The organism is Stenotrophomonas sp. TWI700 (assembly GCF_039673645.1).
In the GTDB taxonomy this organism is placed as follows: Bacteria; Pseudomonadota; Gammaproteobacteria; order Xanthomonadales; family Xanthomonadaceae; genus Stenotrophomonas; species Stenotrophomonas maltophilia_AA.
The window spans coordinates 1-22,540 of record NZ_JBDJMB010000015.1; the positions used below are offsets into that span (position 1 = coordinate 1).

17 protein-coding genes are annotated in these 22,540 nt (G+C 67.4%); 13 read left to right on the forward strand and 4 right to left on the reverse strand.

The genetic code is table 11. The features are described from left to right. Nucleotides 1-221: 221 nt before the first annotated feature. Nucleotides 222-1,940, reverse strand: coding sequence for a gamma-glutamyltransferase (gene ggt / locus ABE473_RS11925; protein WP_346489622.1), 1,719 nt, complete (start codon nt 1,938-1,940; stop codon nt 222-224). Between the two features lie 655 nt (nt 1,941-2,595). Here ggt and ilvC point away from each other — a divergent pair. From ilvC to gdhA, 9 genes are all read left to right on the forward strand, one after another. Then, entirely contained in the window at nt 2,596-3,570 is a 975-nt protein-coding gene (gene ilvC / locus ABE473_RS11930; RefSeq protein WP_070473592.1) for a ketol-acid reductoisomerase, read from the forward strand. Nucleotides 3,571-3,610: 40 nt separating this feature from the next. After that, nucleotides 3,611-5,344, forward strand: a complete 1,734-nt coding sequence (ilvG, locus tag ABE473_RS11935; protein WP_346489623.1) for an acetolactate synthase 2 catalytic subunit — start codon at nt 3,611-3,613, stop codon at nt 5,342-5,344. Beyond that, nucleotides 5,328-5,582 carry an ACT domain-containing protein gene (locus ABE473_RS11940; RefSeq protein WP_019183810.1) on the forward strand — a complete coding sequence of 85 codons (255 nt, stop codon included), beginning with the start codon at nt 5,328-5,330 and terminating at the stop codon, nt 5,580-5,582. The genes ilvG and ABE473_RS11940 overlap by 17 nt, the downstream gene beginning before the upstream one ends. Before the next feature lie 177 nt (nt 5,583-5,759). After that, nucleotides 5,760-6,857, forward strand: a complete 1,098-nt coding sequence (locus tag ABE473_RS11945; RefSeq protein ID WP_176988490.1) for a threonine dehydratase — start codon at nt 5,760-5,762, stop codon at nt 6,855-6,857. 2 nt (nt 6,858-6,859) lie between these two features. Next, entirely contained in the window at nt 6,860-8,407 is a 1,548-nt protein-coding gene (locus ABE473_RS11950; RefSeq protein WP_346489624.1) for a 2-isopropylmalate synthase, read from the forward strand. A 39-nt stretch (nt 8,408-8,446) separates the two neighbouring features. Further along, nucleotides 8,447-9,868: a 3-isopropylmalate dehydratase large subunit gene (gene leuC, locus ABE473_RS11955; RefSeq protein WP_346489625.1), complete on the forward strand. Its 1,422-nt coding sequence runs from the start codon at nt 8,447-8,449 to the stop codon at nt 9,866-9,868. After that, complete coding sequence (gene leuD, locus ABE473_RS11960) at nt 9,868-10,446, forward strand: 3-isopropylmalate dehydratase small subunit (protein WP_346478899.1); 579 nt, start codon at nt 9,868-9,870, stop codon at nt 10,444-10,446. The genes leuC and leuD overlap by 1 nt, the downstream gene beginning before the upstream one ends. Next, entirely contained in the window at nt 10,436-11,497 is a 1,062-nt protein-coding gene (gene leuB, locus ABE473_RS11965) for a 3-isopropylmalate dehydrogenase (RefSeq protein WP_346489626.1), read from the forward strand. The genes leuD and leuB overlap by 11 nt, the downstream gene beginning before the upstream one ends. 108 nt (nt 11,498-11,605) lie before the next feature. Continuing rightward, the gene (gene gdhA, locus ABE473_RS11970) at nt 11,606-12,949 is read left to right on the forward strand and encodes an NADP-specific glutamate dehydrogenase (protein ID WP_346489627.1); all 1,344 of its coding nucleotides are present in this window, start codon (nt 11,606-11,608) and stop codon (nt 12,947-12,949) included. 27 nt (nt 12,950-12,976) lie between these two features. On the opposite strand, the gene ABE473_RS11975 is transcribed toward gdhA, so the two are convergent. The 3 genes from ABE473_RS11975 to ABE473_RS11985 form a co-directional block, all read right to left on the reverse strand. Beyond that, a complete protein-coding gene (locus ABE473_RS11975) occupies nt 12,977-14,017 on the reverse strand; it encodes a hypothetical protein (RefSeq protein ID WP_346489628.1) in 1,041 nt (346 codons plus the stop codon). Nucleotides 14,018-14,131: 114 nt separating this feature from the next. After that, complete coding sequence (locus ABE473_RS11980) at nt 14,132-17,302, reverse strand: efflux RND transporter permease subunit (protein ID WP_346489629.1); 3,171 nt, start codon at nt 17,300-17,302, stop codon at nt 14,132-14,134. 4 nt (nt 17,303-17,306) lie between these two features. Then, nucleotides 17,307-18,452 carry an efflux RND transporter periplasmic adaptor subunit gene (locus ABE473_RS11985; RefSeq protein ID WP_346489630.1) on the reverse strand — a complete coding sequence of 382 codons (1,146 nt, stop codon included), beginning with the start codon at nt 18,450-18,452 and terminating at the stop codon, nt 17,307-17,309. Between the two features lie 122 nt (nt 18,453-18,574). Here ABE473_RS11985 and ABE473_RS11990 point away from each other — a divergent pair, with 122 nt between their 5' ends. The 4 genes from ABE473_RS11990 (at nt 18,575) to ABE473_RS12005 (ending at nt 22,526) form a co-directional block, all read left to right on the forward strand. After that, nucleotides 18,575-19,240, forward strand: coding sequence for a TetR/AcrR family transcriptional regulator (locus ABE473_RS11990; protein WP_319208370.1), 666 nt, complete (start codon nt 18,575-18,577; stop codon nt 19,238-19,240). Between the two features lie 131 nt (nt 19,241-19,371). After that, entirely contained in the window at nt 19,372-20,019 is a 648-nt protein-coding gene (locus ABE473_RS11995; protein WP_179460114.1) for a protein-L-isoaspartate O-methyltransferase, read from the forward strand. A 16-nt stretch (nt 20,020-20,035) separates the two neighbouring features. Then, nucleotides 20,036-21,397 carry a TolC family outer membrane protein gene (locus ABE473_RS12000; protein ID WP_346489631.1) on the forward strand — a complete coding sequence of 454 codons (1,362 nt, stop codon included), beginning with the start codon at nt 20,036-20,038 and terminating at the stop codon, nt 21,395-21,397. A gap of 460 nt (nt 21,398-21,857) precedes the next feature. Then, entirely contained in the window at nt 21,858-22,526 is a 669-nt protein-coding gene (locus ABE473_RS12005) for a hypothetical protein (RefSeq protein ID WP_346489632.1), read from the forward strand. Nucleotides 22,527-22,540: the final 14 nt, after the last annotated feature.

Genomic DNA, 22,540 nt, shown 5'->3' on the forward strand with positions numbered 1-22,540 from the left:
GTCGTTTGGGGGTGTTGTGGGGGCCGGCTCCGGGGGCTTGGGGGGGGGGGGCGGGGCGGGGGGGGGGGGGGGCACCGGCGGTTAACCCCGCCAACCCACCCAGGCCGGCCACTACCCGCACCCCGAACGCGCCCTGCTCTACGCTTCTGCCCTGCGCTCTGCCCTGCGCTCTGCCCTGCGCTTCTACCGACCAGCCGTCGGCGCTACAGAGCGCGAGAGAATCAGTACCCCGCCGCCTGCCCATCCTTGCGGCTCTCCGAAGCGCCGTAGTACACCCCGGTCTCCGGATCACGCAGGATCGCCTGATACCCACCGTACGGACCATCCGCGAACACCACCCGGTGGCCCTTGCGCATCAGCGCGCGCACCGTCTCATACGGGAAGCCGGTTTCCAGATTCACCTCGCCCCCGTCGCTCATCGCCGTCGCCTGCCCGGTCGGCTCCGTCGACCCCTCGTGCTGGATGCGCGGCGCATCACCGGCTTCCTGCAGATTCATCCCGAAGTCGACCATGTTCATCACGATCTGCGCATGGCCCTGCGGCTGCATCGCACCGCCCATCACCCCGAAGCTCATCCACGGCTTGCCATCCTTGGTGACGAAACCCGGGATGATCGTCTGGAACGGCCGCTTGCCCGGGGCATAGCCATTCGGGTGATCCTTCTGCAGCACGAACATCTCGCCGCGGTCCTGCAGGATGAAGCCCAGGCCCGGGGGCGCCATGCCGCTACCCATGCCGCGGTAATTGGACTGGATCAGCGAGACCATCATGCCGTCCGCATCGGCGACCGTCAGGTAGATCGTGTCGCCCTCCTTGAGCTGCTTCGGCGTGCCCGGCTGCACTTCGCCCAGGGCCTTGTCCATCGAAATCAGTTTGCGGCGCTCGTCGGCGTAGCCCTTGGAAATCAGTCTTTCGACCGGCGCCGGATGGAAGGCCGGGTCGGTGTAGAAGCGCGCACGGTCGGCGAAGGCCAGCTTCTTGGCCTCCACGAACAGATGCACATGTTCCGGTGAACCGAAGGGAATCGTCGAGAAGTCGTAGCCTTCCAGCACGTTGAGGATCTGCAGCGCGGCGATGCCCTGGCTGTTCGGCGGCAGCTCCCACACATCGTAGCCGCGGTAATTGCTGCTCACCGGCTCGACCCACTCGCCGTGATGGCTGGCCAGGTCGTCGTAGCTCAGGTAGCCGCCGTTGGCCTTGAAGTAGGTACCGATGGTGCGGGCGATGTCACCCTTGTAGAAGGCGTCGCGGCCGCCCTGGGCGATCTGCTCGAGGGTGTGCGCCAGGTTCGGGTTCTTCCACAGCTCGCCCTTGCGCGGGGCATGGCCATCGATCGTGAACTGCTCGGTGAAGCCGGGATACTTGGACAGCCGCGGGACCGAGCGGCCCCAGTAGTAGGCGATGACCTCGGCGACCGGGTGGCCTTCGCGGGCGTAGCGGATCGCCGGGGCGAGGTTGTCGGCCATCGGCTTGCGGCCGAAGCGTTCGTGCAGGGCGAACCAGCCGTCGACCGCGCCGGGCACCGAGACCGGCAGCGGACCCGTGGCCGGGATCTCCTTGAGCCCGCGGCGCTGGAACTCGGCCAGGGTCAGCGACTTCGGCGAGCGGCCCGAGCCGTTGTAACCGTAGAGCTTCTGCGTCCCGGGGTCCCACACGATCGCGAACAGGTCACCGCCGACGCCGTTGCCGGTCGGCTCCATCAAGCCGAGGGCGGCATTGGCGGCGATCGCGGCATCGACCGCCGAGCCGCCGGACTTCATCACGTCCAGCGCGATCTGGGTGGCCAGGGGCTGGGAGGTGGCGGCCATCGCGTGCGGGGCGATCACCTCCGAGCGGGTGGCGAAGGTGTGGCCGGTGATCCGGTCGGCGGCGTTCACGGCGGCGGGCAGCGTACACAGGATGGCGGCGGCGAGCAGGCCGCGGGCAAGGCGTGAGGACACGGGGTGGTTCCTGATGGGTGGTAGCCCCCCGATGGTGGCGGCAGATGCCTCCGGATGACATCCCACCATGGTCATGCACCGAGGGAACCAGGCCTCGAATCCGCGCAGTACGGCGCGTCAAAATGCTGAATTCCGGTTCACCCGAACGTTTTCAACCGCAACCATCCTTGCAGGGCGGGGGCTTGCAGTGGATGCAGGCGAAACCGATGGAAATTGCGTCCCCAGGGTTGACACCGCCAAAACCCGTGTGGTTTTCTCGATCTCATGTTGCAGCGCACAGCCACCCGCGAATCCACCGAGCACGCCGACCACGGCGCGGCCTCCGTCCATTCGCTTCTCGTCCTCGTACTTATTACCCAACCAACAGGTGCGGGACGGACCGGCGTGTAAGCAAGACTGCCAGGTATCCATCAAAACCCGCACCCGACCAGGTGCGGGTTTTTTCGTTTCAGAACCCTTTGATTTCCATCCTCCCCTCCGAGTTGCCTTCCACCATGACCCGCCAGCCCACCTCAAGCCAGCCGATGCCCACCGCCCCCACGGCGGGTGCGTTCGCGTGTGGTCGCGGCCGGGCCGGCGCCACCCCTTCCCCTGATGGGCCGACGCGTCGCTGACCGTCGGCCCTCTTTTTTCTTGCCTCCAAAGGACCTCCCCCATGAGCACCAACGACCTGCCCCAGATCAAGATCGCTGTTGTCGGCTACGGCAGCCAGGGCCGCGCGCACGCGCTGAATCTGCGTGAATCCGGCTTCGATGTCGTCGTCGGGCTGCGCCCGGGCGGTCCGACCGAGGTCAAGGCCCAGGCCGACGGTTTCACCGTCAAAGCCCCGGCCGAAGCGGTCAAGGACGCAGACCTGGTCGCCGTGCTGACCCCGGACATGGTGCAGAAGAAGCTCTACGAAGACGTGCTCGCGCCGAACATGAAACAGGGGGCGGTGCTGCTGTTCGCGCATGGCCTGAACGTGCATTTCGACATGATCAAACCGCGCGAGGATCTGGACGTGGTGCTGGTCGCGCCGAAGGGCCCGGGTGCGCTGGTCCGTCGCGAGTACGAGATCGGCCGCGGCGTGCCGTGCATCTGGGCGGTCTACCAGGACAAGAGCGGCAAGGCCGCCGAGTTCGCCCTGGCCTACGCCGGTGGCCTGGGTGGCGCCCGCGCCAACCTGATCCAGACCACCTTCAAGGAAGAGACCGAAACCGATCTGTTCGGCGAACAGGCGGTGCTGTGCGGCGGCGCGTCGGCCCTGGTGCAGGCCGGTTTCGAAACCCTGGTCGAAGCGGGCTACCAGCCGGAGATCGCCTACTACGAAGTGCTGCACGAACTGAAGCTGATCGTGGACCTGTTCTACGAAGGCGGCATCACCCGCATGCTGGAATTCATCTCCGAGACCGCGCAGTACGGCGACTACGTCAGCGGCCCGCGCGTGATCGACGCCGGCACCAAGGCGCGCATGAAGGACGTGCTGACCGATATCCAGAACGGCACCTTCACCAAGAACTGGGTAGCCGAGTACGAAGCGGGCCTGCCGAACTACAACAAATTCAAGCAGGCCGACCTGGAGCACCCGATCGAGAAGGTAGGCAAGGAACTGCGCGCCAAGATGGTCTGGTTGCAAAGTCAAGCCGCGTAAAACGCGCGGCTCCCCCACCCGCTTTCGTAAAGGTCACCGCATGAATACCTCCGCACACAGCACCGCGCCCCGCAACGGCGCACGCTGGTTGACGCAGGCCCTGGAAGCCGAGGGCGTGCATACGCTGTTCGGCTATCCGGGCGGCACCATCATGCCGTTCTATGACGCCCTGGTGGATTCCGGGCTGAAGCACATCCTGGTCCGCCACGAGCAGGGCGCGGCCCTGGCCGCCAACGGCTTCGCCCGTGCCAGCGGCCGGGTCGGCGTCTGCGTCGCCACCTCCGGCCCGGGCGCCTCCAACCTGGTCACCGGCATCGCCGACGCGATGCTGGATTCGGTGCCGATGGTCTGCATCACCGGCCAGGTCGCCACCCCGCTGCTGGGCACCGACGCGTTCCAGGAACTGGACGTGTTCGGGCTGACCCTGCCGATCGTCAAGCACAGCTGGCTGGTGCGCCGGGTCGAAGACCTGCCACAGGTGGTCGCCGATGCGTTCCGGATCGCCCGCGAGGGCCGTCCCGGTCCGGTGCTGATCGATCTGCCCAAGGACGTGCAGGTGGCCGATGCTTCGCACCTGCCCGACCACGTGCCGTCCACCGTGGTCGCACCGCCGGCGCCGCAGGACGAGGCCATCGCGCAGACCATCGCCGCGATCGCCGGGGCAGAGAAGCCGGTGATCTATGCCGGTGGCGGGGTGGCGCTGGGCGATGCGGTGGAGGACTTCCGCGCCTTCGTCGAGGCGACCCGTATCCCGACCGTGCTGACCCTGCGTGGGCTGGGTGCGCTGCCGCCGCAGCATCCGCATTACCTGGGCATGCTGGGCATGCATGGCACCCGCGCGGCCAACATGGCCGTGCAGGAAAGCGATCTGCTGGTCGTGGTCGGCGCACGCTTCGATGACCGCGCCACCGGCAAGTTGAACGAGTTCGCGCCGTTTGCGCGCGTCGTGCACATCGATGCCGATGCGTACGAGATCTCCAAGCTGCGCACCGCCGACATCGCGGTGCCAGGCAATGTCGGCACGGCATTGCGTGCGCTGACCGCCGCCGCCACGGTACCGGCTGCGCAGGACGCCTGGCGCCAGCGCTGCCAGGGCCATCGTGAACGCTTCGCCCCGCGCTACGACGCGCCGGGCAAGCACATCTACGCCCCGGCGCTGCTGAAGCGCCTGAGCGAACTGGCGCCGAGCGACGCCATCATCGCCTGCGATGTCGGCCAGCATCAGATGTGGGTCGCCCAGCATTGCCGCTTCAACCACCCGCGCAACCACCTGACCAGCGGCGCGCTGGGCACCATGGGCTTCGGCCTGCCGGCGGCGATGGGCGCGCAGTTCGCCTGCCCCGACCGCACCGTGGTGCTGGTCTCCGGCGACGGCAGTTTCATGATGAACGTCCAGGAGCTGGTCACCATCGCCCGCTGCCGCCTGCCGGTGAAGATCGTGCTGCTGGACAACAGCTCGCTGGGTATGGTCCGCCAGTGGCAGGAGCTGTTCTTCGCCGAGCGCTACAGCGAGATCGATCTGTCCGACAACCCGGACTTCGCCGCGCTGGCCCAGGTGTTCGGCATTCCGGCCACGCGCATCGACGCGCGTGACGATGTCGAAGGTGGCCTGGCCGCGATGCTGGCCCAGCCCGGCCCGGCGCTGCTGCATGTCGCCATCGATGCGCGTGCCAACGTGTGGCCGCTGGTGCCGCCCAACAACGCCAACAGCACGATGCTGGAAAGCAACCCCGCCCATCAGTCCCAGGAGTTCCCCAATGCAATACCGGCTTGACCTGGTGCTGACCCCCGCCGAAGGCGCGCTGCTGCGCGTGATCGGCATGGCCGAACGCCGCGGCTTCGCGCCGCGCGCGATCGCCGGTGCGCCCAACGCCGCCGATGATGGCCGCTGGCACCTGCAGCTGGTAGTGGACAGCACGCGTCCGCCGGAAACGCTGCGCCGCCAGATCGAGAAGATCTACGACTGTGTTTCGGTGCGCATCAGCGCGCTGGAACCGGGAGTATCCGCATGAACGCCCGCACCGTTGCATCGGTGCCGGTACGGAGGTGTCTTCTTGCAGCACATGGATGTGCAAATGGTGCGCGTGCAGGATGCACAACGTCGCACCGCGCTGCAGGAGGCACGACGTCGCACCGTGCGCCGTGGCAGCGCGCGTCGCTCCGCGACGATGACCATGGCCGGGTGCGTGATGCCGGCTAGCCGTACCCCGCAGGAACCGGATGTAGGCGACGTAAGCGTCGCCGATGTGCTGGCCGCGCAGGCGCGGCTGCGCCGCTTCCTGCCGCCCACGCCGCTGCATTACGCCGAGCGCTTCGGCGTCTGGCTGAAGCTGGAGAACCTGCAGCGCACCGGCTCCTACAAGGTGCGCGGTGCACTGAACGCCCTGCTGGCCGGCCGCGAACGCGGCGATGACCGCCCGGTCATCTGTGCCTCAGCCGGCAACCACGCCCAGGGCGTGGCCTGGGCCGCCTACCGCTTGAACATTCCGGCGATCACGGTGATGCCGCACGGCGCACCGGCCACGAAGATCGCCGGCGTGGCGCATTGGGGCGCGACTGTCCGCCAGCACGGGGAGAGCTACGACGAGGCCTACGCCTTCGCCCGCGCGCTGGCCGACCAGCACGGTTACCGCTTCCTGTCCGCCTTCGACGACCCCGACGTGATCGCCGGCCAGGGCACCCTGGGCATCGAGCTGGCGCCGCACGCCCCGGACGTGGTGATCGTGCCGATCGGCGGCGGTGGATTGGCGTCCGGCGTGGCGCTGGCGCTGAAATCACAGGGCGTGCGCATCGTCGGTGCGCAGGTCGAGGGCGTCGATTCGATGGCCCGCGCCATGCGCGGCGACGTACGCGAGATCGCCCCGGTCGCCACCCTGGCCGACGGCGTCAAGGTAAAGATCCCCGGCTTCCTGACCCGCCGGCTGTGCAGCGCGCTGCTGGACGACGTGGTGATCGTGCGTGAAGCCGAGCTGCGCGAAACCCTGGTGCGGCTGGCGCTGGAAGAACACGTGATCGCCGAAGGGGCTGGTGCGCTGGCGCTGGCTGCCGGCCGCCGTGTCGCCGGCAAGCGCAAGTGCGCCGTGGTCTCCGGCGGCAACATCGATGCGCTGGTACTGGCCCAGCTGCTGGCCGACATCCGTCCCCGTCCCCCGCGCAAACCGCGCCGCCGCGCCAGCGAGCGAACACGCCCGCCCCTACCAACCGTGCTCGCGACACCCCCGATATCCGTTTCGATTCCTACCTCTGCCATTCCATCCGACATTGCTGTCGAGGAGACCTCCTGGTGACCATGCCCAACTCCCCCCGCATTAGAATTTTCGACACCACCCTGCGCGATGGCGAGCAATCGCCCGGCTGCAGCATGAGCCCGCAGCAGAAGCTGGTGATGGCCCGCGCACTGGACGAACTGGGCGTGGACGTCATGGAAACCGGCTTCCCGGCCAGCTCCCAGTCCGACCGCGAAGCCATGGCGATGATCGCCCGCGAAGTGCGCCGCCCGACCCTGGCCGTGCTGTCACGCTGCCTGGCTGCCGATATCGAAACCTCGGCCAAGGCGCTGGAGGCCGCAGCGAACGCGCGCCTGCATGTCTTCCTGTCGACCAGCCCGCTGCATCGCGAGCACAAGCTGCGCATGACCCGCGAGCAGGTGCTGGAATCGGTCCACAAGCACGTCAGCCTGGCCCGTGGCTATGTGGATGACGTCGAGTTTTCCGCGGAAGACGCCACGCGCACCGAGGAGGACTTCCTGATCGAGGTCGCCCGCGTGGCCGTGGCTGCCGGTGCGACCACCATCAACCTGCCCGACACCGTCGGCTTCACCACACCGGAAGAAATCCGCGGGATGTTCCAGCGCGTGATCGCCGGCGTGGCGGACAGCGACCGCATCATCTTCAGCGCGCACTGCCACAACGATCTGGGCCTGGCCGTGGCCAACTCACTGGCCGCCATCGAAGGCGGCGCGCGCCAGGTCGAATGCACCATCAACGGCATCGGCGAACGCGCCGGCAACTGCTCGCTGGAAGAGATCGCCATGGTGCTGAAGGTACGCAACGCCTTCTACGAAGAAGACACGCGGATCCATACGCCGCGCATCGTCGGCACCTCGCAGCTGCTGCAGCGCCTGGTCGGCATGCCGGTCCAGCGCAACAAGGCGATCGTCGGCGCCAACGCCTTCGCGCATGAGTCGGGCATCCACCAGCACGGCATGCTGCGCCACCGTGGCACCTACGAAATCATGCGTCCGGAAGACGTGGGCTGGGAGTCCTCGCAGATGGTGCTGGGCCGCCACAGTGGCCGCGCCGCGGTCGACCAGCGCCTGCGTGCGCTGGGTTTCTGGCTGGAAGAGGAAGAACTGAAGGTGGTCTTCGAGCAGTTCAAGGCGCTGTGCGAGCAGCAGCGCGTGGTGACCGATGCCGACCTGCAGACCCTGATGCAGGGCAACGCCACCCAGAACGGCTACCGCCTGGCCTCGATGACGATCAGCGATGTCGGCAGCCGCGCCAATGCGCTGGTCGAGCTGTCCGACCCGGAGGGCAACCGCGTTGCCGAGACGGCGCAGGGCGATGGTCCGGTCGATGCGTTGTTCGGTGCACTGTCGGCCGCCACCGGCGTGCAGTTGATGCTGGACAGCTACCACGTGCACAGTGTGGGCATCGGCGCCGATGCGCGCGGCGAAGCCAACCTGAGCGTGCGCCACGAGGGCGTGGAGTACGAAGGCACCGGCACCAGCCGCGACATCATCGAAGCCTCCGCGCTGGCGTGGCTGGAAGTGGCCAACCGCCTGCTGCGCCAGCGCAACGCGACGACCGAACAGCCCGCGGCGACCGCCGCGGCCTGAGCACCCATGAAGCACCCCGAACCGCAGCAAGGCCAGTCCATGACCCCAGCTCCCCGCACCCTGTACGACAAACTGTGGGATGCCCACGTCGTCGTTCCCGAGACCGACAGCGCGCCCGCCGTGCTGTACATCGACCTGCACCTGATCCATGAAGTGACCTCCCCGCAGGCCTTCACCGAACTGCGCGAGCGCGGCCTCTCCCCGCGCCGGCCGGACCGGACCAAGGCGACGATGGACCACTCCACCCCGACCCTGCCGGCCGGTGCCGACGGTAAGCTGCCCTACGCCAGCGCCGCCTCCGAAGCACAGGTGGCGATGCTGGCCGCCAACTGCGCGGAACATGGCATCGAACTGTTCGACCTGCAGTCGGCCAGCCGCGGCATCGTGCACGTGATCGCCCCCGAGCAGGGCTTCACCCAGCCGGGCATGACCATCGTCTGCGGCGACAGCCACACCTCCACGCATGGAGCGTTCGGCGCGCTGGCCTTCGGTATCGGCACCAGCGAGGTCGGCCATGTGCTGGCCACCCAGTGCCTGCTGCAACGCAAAGCCAGGACCATGGCGATCACGGTCGATGGCGTGCTGGCCCAGGGCGTCGGCGCCAAGGACGTGGTGCTGCACATCATCGGCGTGATCGGCGTCAACGGTGGCACCGGTCATGTGCTGGAGTTCCGCGGCAGCGCGATCGAAGCGATGGACATGGAGCAGCGCATGACGTTGTGCAACATGTCCATCGAAGCTGGCGCGCGTGCCGGCATGGTCGCCCCCGACCAGATCACCTTCGACTGGGTGGCCGCCACCCCGCGTGGCCCCAAGGGCGCCGACTTCGATGCCGCCGTCAACGCGTGGTCGCAGCTGCGCAGCGATGCCGGTGCGCGCTTCGACGTGGAGGTCCACATCGATGCCGCCGACATCCGCCCGACCCTGACCTGGGGCACCCACCCCGGCACCGCCATCGCCGTGGACCAGCCGATCCCGGCGGCCAACGACGCTGCCGCGCAGAAGGGTCTGGACTACATGCACTTCCACGCCGGGCAGACCCTGGCCGGCACGCCGGTGGATGTGGTCTTCGTCGGTTCCTGCACCAACGGCCGCCTGAGCGACATGCGCGAAGTGGCGCAGGTGCTGCAGGGCCGCCGCGTCGCCCCGAGCGTACGCATGCTGGTGGTGCCGGGCTCGGAAATCGTCAAGCGCCAGGCCGAAGCCGAAGGCATCGATGTGATCGTGCGCGCGGCCGGTGCCGAATGGCGCGAGCCGGGCTGTTCGATGTGCATCGCCATGAACGGCGATCTCGTCGCGCCGGGCCAACTGGCGGTCAGCACCAGCAACCGCAATTTCGAAGGCCGCCAAGGGCCCGGCTCGCGCACCCTGCTGGCCTCGCCGATGACGGCCGCCTGGGCCGCGGTGAACGGCCGCGTGGCCGACCCACGCGAACTGTATGCCACGCTGGAGGTGGCCTGATGAGCGGCTTCCGTACCCTGACCTCGACCAGCGTGGTGCTGCGCGAGACCAACATCGATACCGACCAGATCATTCCGGCGCGCTTTCTGTCCACCACCGAGCGCGTCGGCCTGGGCAAGTACGCCTTCAATGATTGGCGCTGGCAGAGCGAGGGCGTGCCGAACCCGGCGTTCGCCTTCAACCAGCCGCACAACGCCGGCCGCAGCATCCTGCTGGCCGGCCGCAACTTCGGCTGCGGCTCCTCGCGTGAGCATGCGCCGTGGGCACTGACCGACCTGGGCCTGCGCGCCATCGTCAGCAGCGAGATCGCCGATATCTTCCGCGGCAATTCGCTGAAGAACGGCCTACTGCCGATCGTGCTGGACGAGGCCGATGTGCAGACGCTGATGCAGCGCCCGGATGACGCACTGACCATCGACGTGGCCGCGCGCGAACTGCGCACGCCCGATGGACGCGTGTATGCCTTCCCGCTGGACGGCTTCTCGCAGACCTGCCTGCTGGAAGGCGTGGACCAATTGGGGTATCTGTTGGGTCGTACCCCTGACATTGAACGTTACGAGAGTGAACATGCACGCTGAGATTGTCGTATTGCCGGGTGACGGCATCGGTCCGGAAGTCGCCGCCGCCGCCGTGGCGGTGCTGGAGGCCGTCGCCACCCGTTTCGGGCACACCTTCGGGTTCCAGGAACACGACATCGGTGGCATCGCCATCGATCGCCACGGCGAGCCGCTGCCGGCCACCACGCTGGAGGCGTGCCGCAAGGCGGACGCCATCCTGCTCGGTGCGGTGGGCGGTCCGAAGTGGTCCGATCCCAATGCCAAGGTGCGCCCGGAACAAGGCCTGCTGGCGATCCGCAAGGCACTGGGGCTGTACGCCAACCTGCGCCCGGTGCGCACGCACGCGGCCGCGCTCGGCGCCTCGCCGATCAAGGCCGAACTGCTGGAAGGCGTGGACTTCGTCGTCGTGCGCGAACTGACCGGCGGCATCTATTTCGGTGAGAAGACCCGCACCGCCGACACCGCCAGCGACCTGTGCAGCTACAGCGTGGGCGAGATCGAGCGCGTCATGCGCACCGCGTTCCGGCTGGCACAGACCCGACGCGGCAAGCTTACCTCGGTGGACAAGGCCAACGTGCTGGAAACCTCGCGCCTGTGGCGCGACGTCGCCGCGCGGATCGGCCGCGAAGAATTCCCGGAGATCGCGCTGGAGCACCAGCTGGTCGATTCGATGGCCATGCACCTGCTGGCCAAGCCGCGCGAGTACGACGTGATCGTGACCGAGAACATGTTCGGCGACATCCTCACCGATGAAGCCTCGATGCTGGCCGGCTCGCTCGGTCTGCTGCCCTCGGCCTCGCTGGGCGAGCCCGGTGCGGTCGGCATCTACGAACCGATCCACGGCTCGGCGCCGGACATCGCCGGCAAGGGCATCGCCAATCCGTATGCCACGATCTTCAGCGCTGCGATGCTGCTGCGGCATTCACTGGGGCTGGAAGACGAGGCTGCTACGGTCGAGGCAGCGGTATATGCCGTGCTGGATGACGGCGTATTCACCGCCGATCTCGCCGCCAAGGGTTTTGCGGTGAGTACCGCCGCAGCCACCGACGCGGTCCTTGCCAAGCTGCAATGACCGTACGAACGCGGCCTGAGGCCGCGTTCCTGTCTGTACATCCCGCAAGGCCTCCCTGTCCCGTCGGCCACGTCGCTGCCAGCGGCTGGCCCCCAACAAGGAAAGCCTTTGAACTCTCGTTCCGCTGCCGATTTTCTCAACCACGTGGCCCAGCGCGATCCGCATCAGCCGGAATTCCTGCAGGCCGTGAAAGAAGTGATCCAGAGCCTGTGGCCGTTCCTGGAGCGTCATCCCCGCTACCTGGAACACGGCCTGCTGGAGCGGCTGGTGGAGCCGGAGCGGGTGATCCAGTTCCGCGTGGCCTGGGCCGATGACGCTGGCAGGACCCATGTGAATCGCGGCTGGCGCGTGCAGCACAGTTCGGCGATCGGCCCGTTCAAGGGCGGCATGCGCTTCCATCCGTCGGTCAACCAGTCGATCCTGAAGTTCCTTGCCTTCGAGCAGACCCTGAAGAACGCGCTGACGACTCTGCCGATGGGCGGTGGCAAGGGTGGCGCGGATTTCAATCCGAAAGGCCGCAGCGATGCCGAAGTGATGCGCTTCTGCCAGGCCTTGATGCTGGAACTGCACCGCCACCTCGGTGCCGATACTGACGTGCCGGCCGGCGACATCGGCGTCGGCCCGCGCGAGGTCGGCTACATGACCGGCATGATGAAGAAGATCACCAACGATGCCTCCTGCGTGTTCACCGGCAAGGGCCTCTCCTACGGTGGCAGCCTGATGCGTCCGGAAGCGACCGGCTTCGGCACGGTCTACTTCGTCGAGCAGATGCTGCACCATGCCCGTCGCGATACCGATGGTGCGAAGGTGTTGATTTCCGGCGCCGGCAACGTCGCCCAGCATGCCGCGATCAAGGCCATCGAGCTGGGCGCGACAGTGCTCACGCTCTCCGATTCCGGCGGCACGCTGTACGCCCGCGATGGCTTCGATGACGCGGCGCTGCAGGAGGTGGTGGAACTGCGCAACGAGCGCCGTGGTTGCTTGGCCGAGCTGGCCGACGACAAACGCTTCGAGTACCTGGAGGGCAAGCGTCCCTGGCACATCCCAGCCGAGATCGCCCTGCCCTGCGCCACCCAGAATGAACTGGACGAAGATGATGCCCGCGCCCTGGTCGACAACGGTGTGCTGTGCGTGGCCGAAGGCGCCAACATGCCCTCCACGCTGGAGGCGGTGGACGTCTTCCTCGCGTCCGGCACCCTGTACGCACCGGGCAAGGCCAGCAATGCCGGCGGCGTGGCCACCTCGGGGCTGGAAATGAGCCAGAACGCGCAGCGCCTGTCCTGGCATCACGCCGATGTCGACGAGCGCCTGCACGGGATCATGAAGGACATCCACGCCCACTGCGTGCGCCACGGCAAGCGCGCCGACGGCAGCGTGAACTATGTGGATGGCGCCAACATCGCGGGTTTCGTCAAAGTGGCCGATGCGATGCTGGCCCAGGGCGTGTACTGAGGGCAGACCGATGAACGGGCGCAGCGATCAGTCCGCCGAGCGGACCTCGCTCGTCATACAGCCGGCCAGCACGGCACCGCTGTCGGTGGGTATCACGCTGAATCCCCGCACGCGCGTGTATCCGGAGGATGCCTCCCGCGTTCCTTCGCGCATCCAGTACCCTTCCGCCTGACGATCCGCCGCGCCCAGGCCAGTGGCACCGAGCACCGCCTTCAGCGGCGCATCGCCCATGTCCGCGAAATAACCCCCTTGGGCGATGCCGAGCGACTGCACGGGCAGCCCCTGCAGCATCACAGGGTGGTCCAGCATGACGGCTAGGAGAGACATCGTCTGCCCGCCGACAGCGTAGTCACGCGAGGCCACCGCGCTGACATTGGCCGGCCACGCCAGCGGCGACAGTTCGGAAACACGCTCCCACATGTTCGCGATGCGCTGCATGGCAGCGTCGTCCGCCCGACATTCGAGCGCCGCGCCAATATCACTGACCGAGGCCGTCTCGCGCAGTCGGGGTGGAACACGCGCCTCGCGCATCGGACCGGGATAGTCACATCCCACCCGATAGCCCTCCCCATCGCTGCGCACCACGAGTGCGGCAGGCAATGACGCATCGCCCGATGCCTCTGGTGCCGACCAGACCTGGAACGGCTCACGCAGGTTGCTCGACCGCAGCCGCAGCCCGTTCCCGCTGACGATGCGGGCGCGCTGCCCGGCATCGACGGGAATCGAGAAGCCCATGTCATCGGCCACCACGCGGTGCGTTGTGATGCCGTGCACCGTCAACGCGTCCGGCATGTCGATGAACGTCGTCGTGTCGTCCCCGTCACCGCTGCGCGTGAAGCCCCAGCCCTGCAGATGGGCCGGACGCTCCAGCGGCGTGCCGTACCGTGCGCCACGCAGCGCCGTCGTCACCGCCTGCATTGCCGCCGGTGAGGCACGGCATTCCAGGAGCGCGACGAGATCGCGCTGGAAGCTGGCAGCGGTGTTCGCCTGCACTGGCGGCGCACCGGCCATCGACACGGCGACGGCCGCGGCAGCAGCGAGCGGAGAGAAAAAACGTAGCGGCATCATGCGCGACCGAAGGAAATCCGATGTGCATTTTACGCTTGCCACTATCGCGAAGACGGCAGGCAGTCACGTTGCGCCGAAAGAATGAAGCCGGCCATCGGCCGGCTTCATCATCCCTTAGCCTTCGCTGGTCTTCGCCTCGTCCGGCTTCACCCGGAACCACGCCGCATACAGCGCCGGCAGGAACACCAGGGTCAGCACGGTGCCGACGATCAGACCGCCCATGATCGAGATCGCCATCGAGCCGTAGAACGCACTGCGCGACAGCGGGATCATCGCCAGCACCGCGGCGAGCGCGGTCAGCACGATCGGGCGGAAGCGGCGCACGGTGGCATCGATGATCGCGTGCCAGCGGTCGTGGCCGGCATCGATGTCCTGCTGGATCTGATCGATCAGGATCACCGAGTTGCGCATGATCATGCCGGCCAGCGCGATCGTCCCCAGCAGCGCCACGAAGCCGAACGGCGCGCGGAACAGCAGCAGGAACAGGGTCGCGCCGATGATGCCCAGCGGCGCGGTGACCAGCACCATCGCCGCACGCGAGAAGCTGCGCAGCTGCAGCATCAGCAAGGTCGCCACCACGATCAGGAACAGCGGCATGCCGGCCTTGATCGAATCCTGGCCGCGGGTGGAATCCTCCACCGTGCCGCCGGTTTCAAGCAGGTAGCCGGACGGCAGCTGGGCACGGATGTCCTCCAGCGTCGGCAGGATCTGCTGCACCACGTCCAGCGGCTGCTTCGCGTCGGCAATGTCGGCACGCACGGTCACCGTCGGCAAGCGGTTGCGGTGCCAGATGATGCCGTCCTCGAACACATACTCCAGGCGTGCCACCTGGGACAGCGTCACCGAGGTGCCGCTGGCGGTCGGAATGGCCAGGCTGCCCAGCATGTCCAGCCGCACGCGTTCGTTGTCCGGGCCACGCAGCAGCATCTCGATCAGGCGGTTGCCCTCCCGGTAGGTGCTCACGCTCATGCCCGACAACGAGGTGCCCAGCAGCTGGCTCACCTGCGCGCTGCTCACACCCAGTGCGCGTGCACGGTCCTGGTCGATCACCAGCCGTACTACTTTGCTCGGCTCGCTCCAGTCCAGGTTGACGTTCATCACGTGCGGGTTTGCGCGCACCTTGGCTTCCACCTGGCGGGCAATGGCCTGCACCTGCGCGATATGCTCGCCGGAGATGCGCATCTGCACCGGGTAGCCGACCGGAGGGCCGTTCTCCAGACGGGTCACGCGCATCTGCACGTCCGGGAACTGCGGAATCACGTCCTTGAGCAGCCAGTCGCGGGTCGCCTCACGTGCTGTTGCATTTTCAGTCAGCACCACGAACTGCGAGAAGTTGGTGGCCGGCAACTGCTGGTCCAACGGCAGGTAGAAACGCGGCGAGCCGGTGCCGACGTAGGCCACATAGTTGCTGATGCCCGCGCGGTCCTTGAGCAGCTTTTCCAGCTTGGCCGCCTGGGCCTGGGTCGCCTGCAACGAGGCACCCTCGGCCAGTTCGATGTCCACCATCAGTTCCGGGCGGGTCGAATCCGGGAAGAACTGCTGGGGCACGAAGCGGAAGATCAGCAGCGAGAACACGAACAGGGCGGCCGTGGCGGCGATCACCCACCAGCGATGGCGCAGGCACACATCGAGGAACCTGCGGAAGCGCACATAGAACGGACGCTGGTAAGGATCGTGGTCGTGCGCATGCACCTTCGGCGCGATCCAGCGCGCGAACGCGGGATGGCGGTCGGCCCACCGCAGGCGACGGGCATGCCAGCGCCCCGCCAGGCTGTCCGGCTTGGGCGGCTGCGGATTGAACAGGTCCGGCAACATCTTGTCGCCCAGGTACGGGATGAACAACACCGCGGCGATCCACGACACCACCAGCGCGATGGTCACCACCTGGAACAGCGAGCGGGTGTATTCGCCCGTGCTGGAGGCGGCCGTGGCGATCGGCAGGAAGCCGGCCGCAGTGATCAGCGTGCCGGTCAGCATCGGGAACGCGGTCGACTCCCACGCGAAGCTGGCCGCACGCAGGCGGTCGTAGCCCTGCTCCATCTTGGTGGCCATCATCTCCACCGCGATGATCGCATCGTCCACCAGCAGGCCCAGCGCCAGCACCAGCGCGCCGAGGGAAATCTTGTGCAGGCCGATGCCGAAGTAATGCATGACGAAGAACGTCATCGCCAGCACCAGCGGAATGGTCACGCCCACCACCAGGCCGGTGCGCAGGCCGAGCGAGAAGAAGCTCACCAGCAGCACGATCACCACCGCTTCGGTCAGCACCTGCACGAACTCGCCGACGGACTCCTCCACCGCATGCGGCTGGTCGGAGACCTTGCGCAGCTGCATGCCGGCCGGCAGTGTCTTCTGCAGTCGTTCGAACTCGGCATCCAGGGTACTGCCCAGTTTGAGGATGTCGCCGCCGTCCTTCATCGCCACGGCGATGCCGATCGCGTCTTCGCCCATGAAGCGCATCTTCGGCGACGCCGGATCGGCGAAACCGCGTTTGATCTCGGCGATGTCGCCCAGGTGCACGGTACGGTCGCCGGCCTGGATCGGGAAGCTGCGGATGTCCTCCACGCTCTGGAACTGGCCGGTGACGCGCAGCTGCACCCGGTCGGTCGGGGTTTCAAAGAAGCTGGTGGCGGCAATGGCATTCTGGTCGGCCAATGCCTGCTGCACCTGCTGCAGCGACACACCCAGGGTGGCCAGCTTGGTGTTGGACAGCTCGATCCAGACCTTCTCGTCCTGCAGGCCTTCCAGCTCGATCTTGCCCACGTCGGGCACGCGCTGCAGTTCCAGCTGGATGCGATCGGCGTAGTCGCGCATCACCGCGTAGTCGAAGCCCTGCCCGGTCAACGCGTAGATGTTGCCGAAGGTGTCGCCGAACTCGTCGTTGAAGAACGGTCCGACGATTTCGCGCGGCAGGGTCGGCTTGATGTCGCCCACGCGTTTGCGCACCTGGTACCACAGGTCGGGAATCGCCTTGGAACGCAGGCTGTCGCGCGCCACGAAGATCACCTGCGATTCGCCCGGGCGCGAGTAGGAGCGGATGAACTCGTACTGCCCGGTGTTCAGCAGCGCTTTTTCGATCGGCTCGGTGACCTGGCGTGAGACCTGTTCGGCGGTCGCGCCGGGCCAATTCGTCCGCACCACCATCACTTTGAAGGTGAACGGTGGATCCTCGGACTGGCCCAGGTGCTTGTACGACCACGCGCCGATGATCGCGAAGGCCAGCATCGCAAACAGCACCAGTGGCCGGTTGCCCAGCGCCCATTCGGAGAGATTGAAGCGGCGCACGGGATCAGTTCCCCTTGCCGGCGGCAGGCGCGGCAGGCGCGGCAGGCTTGGCGGCCGGTGCCAGCACCGGGCGGTTCTGACGGTCCACCGCCGTCACCGGCTGGCCCTCGCGCAGCAGGTGGCCGCCGGCGGCAACCACCCAATCGTTCGCGTTCACCCCGCTCAGCACCGGAACGGATTCCACGGCGTACGCACCGACCGTCACCGGCGTGGCTTTCAATGTGCGCTTGGCCGGATCGACCACCCACACACTGCTGCGTCCATCGGCGCCGCGCTGTACTGCCGCCAGCGGCAGCTGCAGCGTGCCCTGGCGGCCGGCCGCGGCGAACACGCGTGCGCTCTGGCCCAGCTCTACTTCGGTCAAGGCTTCCGGCGCCAGGCTGACGCGGGTGGCGTAGGTCCGCGCCTGCGCATCGGCGGCCGGGGCGATCTCACGGATCGTGCCGGCCAGCAGCTGGCCCGGGCGGTTCCACAGTTCCACCTGCACCGGCTGGCCGACCTGGTAATCGCGGATGGTGCTTTCCGGCAGCGCGATCACGACTTCACGGCCGCCATCAGCGGCCAGGGTGAACACGGTCTGCCCGGCGCTGACCACCTGCCCGGCTTCGGCCTGGCGGCTGGCGATCACGCCGTCGGCCGGCGCACGCAGCTGCGCGTACTCGGCCTGGTTGCGGGCCACGGCCAGATTCGCGCGGGCGGCATTGGCCTGGCCCTGCGCGGCCTTGAACGCGGCGGTCTGGCTGTCCAGCGCGGACTGGCTGACCAGCTGCTGCTCGGCAAGTGTCGCGTAACGCTTCTGATCATCGCGGGCGCGGATCAGATCGGCTTCGGCGGCAGCGAGCTGGGCCTGCGAGGCACTGGCCTGGGAGGCGTAGTCGGCGGCATCCAGCTCGGCCAGCAGCTGGCCCTTGCGCACGCGCTGGCCGGCATCGACATGGCGCTTGATCAGGTTGCCCCCGACCCGGAACGACAGCGGGCTCTCCTGGCGGGCCCGGATCTCACCGGGATACGCGGCCAGTTCCTGCCCGGCCACGGTCCCGGGGTGGACCACCAGCACCGGGATCGGCGCCACCGGCTCGGCGTCCTGCTTGCCACATGCTGCCAGCGCGATCGCCAGCAACCCACCACCCATCCATCGCATGTTGTTCATGAGGTCCTGGACCTGAAAAGTAACCCGGGAAAAGCGGCTGGAAACGCTCTGTTCCAAACGCTTCAATATTGAACCAGCCGGTATAGTATAAATATCGAACCGATTGGTCTAGTATTGATTGGATGACTGATCCGACCTCCTCCACATCGCCCTCCAAGCCGGCCGCCAAGGCCGCTGGACCGGGGCGCCCGAAGGATCTGGGCAAGCGTGCGGCCATCCTCGAGGCGGCGAAATCCCTGTTCGTCGACCAAGGCTACAACGGCGTGAGCATGGACAGCATCGCGGCCCAGGCTGGCGTCTCCAAACTGACCGTTTACAGCCATTTCGGCGACAAAGAGACCTTGTTCACCGAAGCTGTGCAGTCCAAGTGCGCCGAGATGCTGCCTGACGAGCTGTTCGTCACCGACATCGAAGGCCCGCTGCGCGACCAGCTGATGGGCATCGGCCACGCCTTTTTCGGCCTGATCACCTCCGATGCGGCGGTGGCCGTGCAGCGGGTGATGATGTCGCCCGATACCGACGACCGGATCCGCGAGATGTTCTGGCTGGCCGGCCCGCAGCGGACCACCGATGCGCTGGCCGATTTCCTGCGTGCCCGTACCGCCCGCGGCGAGCTGGAGATCACCGACTTCCCGACCGCCGCGATCCAGTTCCTGACCTTGATCAAGGGCGAGCTGCATACGCATATGATGTGCGGGTTGCGGCCGGCCCCGGCCGAGTGCGACGCCGACGCCCACGTGAGCGCCAGCGTCGACTTTTTCCTGCGGGCGTATGCCCGGCGGCACTAAACTGAATGGACCGGAGGTCGCGGTGACTTCCGGCACTGCGACCCCGGCGCGACGGCAGCGATGCTCTCAGCGCGCCGCCGGCTCCCGGCACCGGTAAAATGGCCGGCCCACTGCGCTGGATATAGAACCTCATGACGATCGATTACTCCCACGCCCGCGAACTGATGGTCGAACAGCAGATCCGCCCCTGGGATGTGCTGGAAATCCGCGTGCTCGATGTACTGGCACGCTTGCCGCGGGAGGCGTTCGTCGCTGAATCGCACCGGGCCCTGGCCTACGCCGATATCGAGCTGCCGCTGGGCAACGGCCAGAAGATGATGAAGCCGGTCATCGAAGGCCGCACCCTGCAGGCGCTGGATCTGCAGCCGGGTGATGAAGTGCTGGAAATCGGCACCGGCAGTGGCTACCTGAGCGCCTGCATGGGCGAGCTGGCCCGCGAAGTGCTGAGCCTGGAAATCGACGCCGACCTGGCCACGACCGCGCGCGCGCGCCTGGACGCGGCCGGCCTGGGCAACAACGTCCGCATCGAAACCGCCGACGCCCTGACCTGGGACACCGAGCGACGCTTCGATGCGATCTGCGTCACCGGCGCGGTGGATGTCATCCCGTCACGTTTCACCCAGTGGCTGCGTCCCGGCGGTCGACTGTTCGTGATCCGTGGCCTGTCGCCGGTCATGGAAGCGGTGCTGGTCAAGGCGGACGGCACCACTGAATCGCTGTTCGAAACCGATATCGATTACCTGCGCGGTGCCGCCCCGGCACCCCAGTTCCAACTCTGAGTCCAAGGAAGCCGCAATGATCCGCCGATCCCTCGCCCTTGCGCTGGCCGCCGCCCTGCTGCCGATGACCGCCTCTGCCGCCGACCTGCTGCAGGTCTACGAAATGGCGCGCAATGGCGATCCGCAGCTCTCGGCTGCCGAGTCGACCCGCCTGTACGACAAGGAAGGCGCCGTGCAGGCGCGTGCGGCCCTGCTGCCGCAGCTCAACGGCGAGGCCTCGCTCAACCGCAGCCGCACCAACCCGAACCATGATCTGACCTCCAGCTCATTCACCACCAAGAGCCGGAACTACACGATCAACGGCAGCCAGACGGTCTTCAACTTCACCCAGTTCGCCAACCTGCGTTCGCAGCGCGAGCTGAGCAAGGCGGCAGACTTCACCCTGGATTCGGCCAACGACGACCTGATCGTGCGCACCTCGGCGGCGTACTTCAACGTGCTGGTGGGCATCGAATCGCTGTCGGCCGCGCAGACCAACGAAGCGGCGGCGAAGAAGCAGTTCGACTTCGCCGACAAGCGCCTGGAAGTGGGCCTGGCCCCGATCACCGACGTGCATGAAGCCCGCGCCCAGTACGACCAGGCACGCGCCAACACGATCATCGCGCAGAACACGCTGGCCGACGCCTACCAGGCGCTGACCGAGCTGACCGGCCAGCCGGTCACCGACCTGCGCGCCCTGCCCGCCGATTTCCGTCCGGAGCTGCCGGCCAAGTACGCCACCATCGATACGCTGGTGTCCGAAGCCGTCGCGCAGAACCCGGCGCTGAAGGCGCAGGAACTGAAGGTCAACGCCGCCGAATCCGGCGTCTCGGCCGCCCGCGGCGCGCACTACCCGACCCTGTCGCTCGGTGCCACCGCCGGCAAGTCGGCCAGCTGGGGTGATGTGGTCGGCGACAGCGGCAGCTTCAGCCCGGACCGTCGCACCAACAGCGTCGGCCTGACCCTGAACGTGCCGATCTTCTCCGGCGGCGCCACCCAGTCCGGCGTGCGCCAGGCCCTGGCCCAGCGCGACATCGCCCAGGACGGTTACGAGCAGCAGAAGCGTGCCCTGGACCGCAACACCCGCAATGCCTACCAGACCCTGGTCGCGGGCATCAGCGAAGTGGAAGCGCGTCGCCTGGCGGTGGTCTCGGCGCAGAGCGCCTATGACGCTTCGCAGGTCGGCCTGGAAGTCGGTACGCGTACCGTGCTCGACGTGATCCAGAACCAGCGCATCCTGTTCTCCGCGCAGCTGGACTACGCCAACGCCCGCTACACCTTCCTGCAGAACCGCCTGCAGCTGGGCCAGGCTGTCGGCACGCTGGACATCGCCGAACTACAGGACATCAACCGCCTGCTGACGCAGAAGGCGGCCACGCCGAGCACCACCGTCAACTGATCGACGGCGCACGGCGAGACAGAAAAACCACCCGCCCGCGGGTGGTTTTTTTTGCGTGCAACATGCCGATCGCGACACACTGCACGCGGCGCACACGCGGTCACTGCCACGCAGGACGCCGCGTGCAACGCCTGCCCGCCCACACTCTCCGCCGTGAACCGGTCCACCGTCCGGCACCTGTCGTGGAAAATGGCTTGACCCTTCGGCGGGGGACGACTATGGTCCGCCCCGCACCACCTTCCCTTCCCTCCAGAGGCGCCCTCCTTGGACAGTCATAGTCGATCTCGTTGCTGCTCCTGAGCCGACGGACCCACTGACCCCAAGGTCGGTTCCGTCCGCACAGGACGGGGCCTTCCGGCGCAGCTGACACGCTCGCCCGCCTCGCATCATCCGCACCGCAGTTCCATCCGACCCCAAGAGAGGGGTGCCGCTGGCGTTTCCGATTGCCTGGAGATTGCCCATGCACGCTTCCCGTCTGTTCGCCCTGCCGCTCGTGGCCGTGGCGATGCTTCCGTTCGACACCCGCGCCGCCGCCAGCCTGATGGTGGACGACGCCTCCATCACCGACGCCGGTCGTTGCCAGCTGGAAAGCTGGGGCCGCCATACCCATGCCGGGGCCGAGTGGACCGCCGTACCGGCCTGCACCTTCGCCGACACGGAGTGGTCGCTCGGTGTCAGCCATCAACGCGCTGCTTCCGACACGCACTGGGCGCTGGGTGCCAAGCGCGTGCTGCGCGACATCGACCAGCGCCGCTGGGGCATGGCGCTCAGTGCCGGTGTCGGCAGCGACTGGCACCGCCTGCGTGGCGACGACTGGGGCATCAATGCGCCGCTGACGGTGATGCTCGGCGCGTCGGATCGCACCCTGCTGCACCTCAACCTGGGCTGGGCGCGCACGGCCGCGGCACGCGGTCGCACCGAGGGCATCGGCATGGAAATCATTACCGCCCCGCAGTGGTCGCTGCTGGCTGAAACCGCGCGCGATGCCACGCGCCTGCGCAGCAGTCAGTTCGGCGTGCGCCATGCGCTCTGGCGGGGTGCCAGCGTGGACCTGCTCGCTGGACGCGTCCATCACCAGCGCGACGGCCACTGGATCACGCTCGGCATCAATCTCGCTGCTGCGCCGTGACGCCGTGCCTGCCG